Annotated in this window: 3 protein-coding genes and 1 riboswitch; of the genes, 2 read left to right on the forward strand and 1 reads right to left on the reverse strand. The window is 39.0% G+C overall.

Annotated features, from left to right (window positions below; translation table 11 throughout):
- Positions 1 to 109: 109 nt before the first annotated feature.
- Positions 110 to 1,360: an Nramp family divalent metal transporter gene (locus ACR65M_RS26550; RefSeq protein WP_440274898.1), complete on the reverse strand. Its 1,251-nt coding sequence runs from the start codon at positions 1,358 to 1,360 to the stop codon at positions 110 to 112.
- A 197-nt stretch (positions 1,361 to 1,557) separates the two neighbouring features.
- Here ACR65M_RS26550 and ACR65M_RS26555 point away from each other — a divergent pair, with 197 nt between their 5' ends.
- Entirely contained in the window at positions 1,558 to 2,559 is a 1,002-nt protein-coding gene (locus ACR65M_RS26555) for an LLM class flavin-dependent oxidoreductase (RefSeq protein WP_341331723.1), read from the forward strand.
- Positions 2,560 to 2,668: 109 nt separating this feature from the next.
- Positions 2,669 to 2,798, forward strand: a riboswitch (FMN riboswitch).
- Between the two features lie 164 nt (positions 2,799 to 2,962).
- Positions 2,963 to 3,538, forward strand: coding sequence for an ECF transporter S component (locus ACR65M_RS26560; RefSeq protein WP_121448604.1), 576 nt, complete (start codon positions 2,963 to 2,965; stop codon positions 3,536 to 3,538).
- Positions 3,539 to 4,028: the final 490 nt, after the last annotated feature.

Here is a 4,028-nt window from a genome sequence, read left to right on the forward strand (position 1 = left end):
ATGTCACAATACTTATCTCAAGTATTGCCATTTTGGAGGTGTTTTATATTGTCTCACTATTTTAGGTTAGTCCACTATCTCAGGGGAATAGAAAGTGTTTTTATATGCTCTAGAATAATCCTACCAATTGTTGAACGGATAAAATTGCGAACAGAATCAAACATGCAACAAATACAATGTTGGATAGTAAATTATTTCTATATTCTTTTTCAACACGCTTGGAGTTAAGTAACCACATTAAACTTATCGATAAAAATGGCATGAACAGAGCTCCAAGGGCACCGTATAAAATAATTAGTTGAACAGGCTTACCAAAGAATAAAAGAAGCATTGGCGGGAAGGTTAACCAAGCTAAATACGCACGGTAGGCTTTGTCTTTTTCAGTAACTGCTCGATTATGTTCTTTTTTCATCAGTCGTACAAAATCTGCAAATAGATAAGGAACCCCATTCCAAACCCCTAAAAGAGAAGAAAATGCCGCAGCCCAAAATCCAATTAAGAAGAGCCACGTGAATACGCTACCAAATTTATCCCCAATCATTTCCGATAATTGATACAACCCTTGCTCTCCCTGGATTTCAATTCCACTACCAAAAAGGAACTGACTTCCTACTATTAATAGAGAAAGAGTGAACAGCGCAGTCATAAAATAGGCTGCCTTTGCATCCAACCTCATCATCGGAATCCACTCTTTTCCTTTCCAGCCTTTTTCTCTTAACCAATAACCATACGAAGCCATCGTGATTGTTCCGCCAACACCTCCAATTAGTCCGAGTGTTAGCATAAAAGAACCTTTGGGAACAGTTGGGACAAACCCGTTTAATAAATCACCAAGGCTAGGGAGGAATAAGATTGCAGAACCAACTACAGAAACAAACATTAGACCAATTAGAATCATCATTACTTTTTCAAATAGGAGATAACGACCACTCCAAATGAGGAGGAATCCTACGATAGCGTGAATAACAGCCCATGCCCAAAACGGAAGTACAGGAAACATCGCACTCATGGCTAAAGCACAGGCGGAAGTCGCTGCGGCTCCATACACAAATCCCCAAATAACAGAGTACACACCGAAATAACCAGTGGCCCATTTTCCCATTTGCTGCCAGCCTTCGATGATCGTTTTACCTGTGCCAAGGTGCAAACGACCTACACCTTCATTTAAAAAATATTTGAAAATAGAACCAAGAATGATTGCCCATACAAATACTAAGCCAAAGCCTGCCCCTGCAACCAATGCCGCTACCAAATCACCAGTACCTACACCTGTTGCCGCTGCTACAAAACCTGGCCCAATCATCGCTAATTTCTTTTTATAACTCGTAGGTGCATCTATTTGTGTATGAAGATTTGACATAAACTAGTCCCCTTTGTAACATTTTTTGACTATTACGATAATTCTATAGTTTAAAATTGTATCACACACTAGATAAATACACTTGATGCAAATGGTCTGAATATGCCTAGGAATATTTCCTCAAGCAGGAAAGTTTGTTTCTTACCTTTCAATTGTTAAAATAGGACTGAGGAAAAATGGAAGAAGGGATTCGTAAAATGACAAATATAAATATACCAGTCTCCGTTCTAAACCTTGCTCCAATTCGCAAAGGACAGAATGGGAAAGACGCAATCGATGCAATGGTGGACCTAGCCAAAGCAACAGAAGAAATGGGATATACACGTTATTGGATCGCTGAACACCACAATTCACCCACACTAGTTAGTTCAGCAACTCCAATTTTAATAAAACATACATTAGAACACACCGAAAAAATTCGGGTTGGATCGGGAGGTGTTATGCTTCCAAACCACTCACCACTTGTTGTGGCCGAACAATTTGGAACAATGGCCACTATTTATCCAGACCGTCTTGATTTAGGACTTGGCCGTGCACCAGGAACCGACATGATGACCGCAAGTGCTTTAAGACGGTCGCATAATGATTCTGTCTATACGTTCCCTAATGATGTAAATGCCTTACTAACATACTTTGGACCAATGGAAAAACAAGGCTATGTAAAAGCTTATCCAGGAGTTGGTACAGATGTACCAATCTATATTCTTGGCTCATCAACGGATTCAGCATATTTGGCTGCCAAATTAGGGCTACCATATGTGTTTGCATCACATTTTGCACCTCGGTTCATGGAAGAAGCGATTTCCATCTACCGCAAACGTTTTGAACCATCGGAATATTTAAGCTCTCCATACATGATGGTTTGCCTAAATGTAATTGCAACAGAAACAGACGAAGAGGCTAAACGGGAACTCACAACCATGCAACAATTTTTCTTAAATGTTGTTCGTGGTACTCAAACCCCATTACAGCCACCCGTTGATAACATGGATGAACTTTGGAATCAACCTGAAAAAGAAATGGCAACTTCTATGTCCAGTGTTACATTATTAGGAAGCAAAGATTCCATCAGGAACCAATTAACAAGCTTCCAGGAAAAATATAATGTCGATGAACTAATGGCCGTTTCATACATCTATGATCCGAATAAACAAAAACGTTCGTATGAGATATTAAAAGAAGTTGTAGATGGAAAGTAAATGCTTTTGCTCAAGAAATAGGTACCATTTTATAATAATTGGGCGACTAGAAGCAAATTGCTTCACAATAATCTATAAACTTGATAAAATAATGTATAATTAAATAATGATCTATCTTCGGGGCTGGGTGAAAATCCCGACCGGCGGTGATGAGATTATTCTCTAAGCCCGCGAGCCGCAAGGCAGGATTTGGTGCGATTCCAAAGCCGACAGTATAGTCTGGATGGGAGAAGATGGAGGTTCTGCGCGTTCAAAAATTTTAACCTTTTGAACGTTTATTAAGCATGCCTTTACCTTAACTCCCTCAAGAAACCATTCTTGGGGGTTTTTATTTGGGTATGTCTTAACATGCTGAACCTTTCTTCTTTTGAGGTGGATCGACAAAAGAGGAGAGGAAAGAAAAATGAAAAAAATACCTTTACGTCAATTTGTGGCAATTGCAATGTTGAGTACGATTTCGTACATTCTCATGTTCTTCAATTTTCCATTGCCAACATTCCCAAGCTTCTTGAACGTCGACTTTAGTGATGTTCCAGCTTTACTTGCAGCACTTATTTTTGGACCGATGGCCGGTATCTTAGTTGAATTATTCAAAAACATGATTGATTATTTTATTACCGGCAGTGAAACAGGTGTACCAGTCGGTCACATCTCAAACTTTGTAGCAGGGATAATCTTTGTACTAACAACCTACTACATTTTTAAACTATTAAAAACAAAATTAGGCTTAACAATCGGATTAATTGGCGGGACAGCCATGATGGCAATCATCATGAGTGTTCTTAACTATTATGTCTTCTTACCGGCATTCAACTTTTTCTTGAATATCCCGGCGATGTCATCACCAGAGGCACTTAAAATGGTGGTTTACGCAATCCTACCGTTCAACTTACTAAAAGGCTTGATCGTAGCAACAATCTTCATGTTGTTATATACCCGCTTACATCCGTGGATCAATAAACAAGCTTCATCGATATAGAGTACTGAAATGCAGGCACCCACTTGTGGGTGCCTGTTTTTGGTTAATAACTAGGGTATTGAACGAAGTACTTAACTCATATCGGGGCTTGAATTTTGTTCTTCATACCCTGGATGAAGTACTTAACTCGTCAATGACGTTTATGTTATGTTCTTCATGCGCTCGATGAAGTACTTAACTCATCAATGATACTTAAGTTATGTTCCTCATACACTCGGTGAAGTACTTAACTCATCAATGATACTTAAGTTATGTTCCTCATACCCTGGATGAAGTACTTAACTCGTCAATGATTCTTATGTTATGTTCCTCATACACTCGATGAAGTACATTTCTCGTCAATGAGCCTCAAGTTATGTTCCTCATAGCCCAGATGAAGTACTTACTCGACAATGATCATTAAGTTAAGTACTTCATACACTCGATGAAGTACATTTCTCGTCAATGAGCCTCAAGTTATGTTCCTCATAGCCCAGATGAAGTACTTACT

The organism is Ferdinandcohnia sp. SAFN-114 (assembly GCF_059415045.1).

What these genes read in the sequence shown, in the direction of transcription:
- ACR65M_RS26550 (WP_440274898.1), bottom strand. Translation starts at nt 1,360, where the DNA reads ATGTCAAATCTTCATACACAAATAGATGCACCTACGAGTTATAAAAAG.
- ACR65M_RS26555 (WP_341331723.1), top strand. Translation starts at nt 1,558, where the DNA reads ATGACAAATATAAATATACCAGTCTCCGTTCTAAACCTTGCTCCAATT.
- ACR65M_RS26560 (WP_121448604.1), top strand. Translation starts at nt 2,963, where the DNA reads ATGAAAAAAATACCTTTACGTCAATTTGTGGCAATTGCAATGTTGAGT.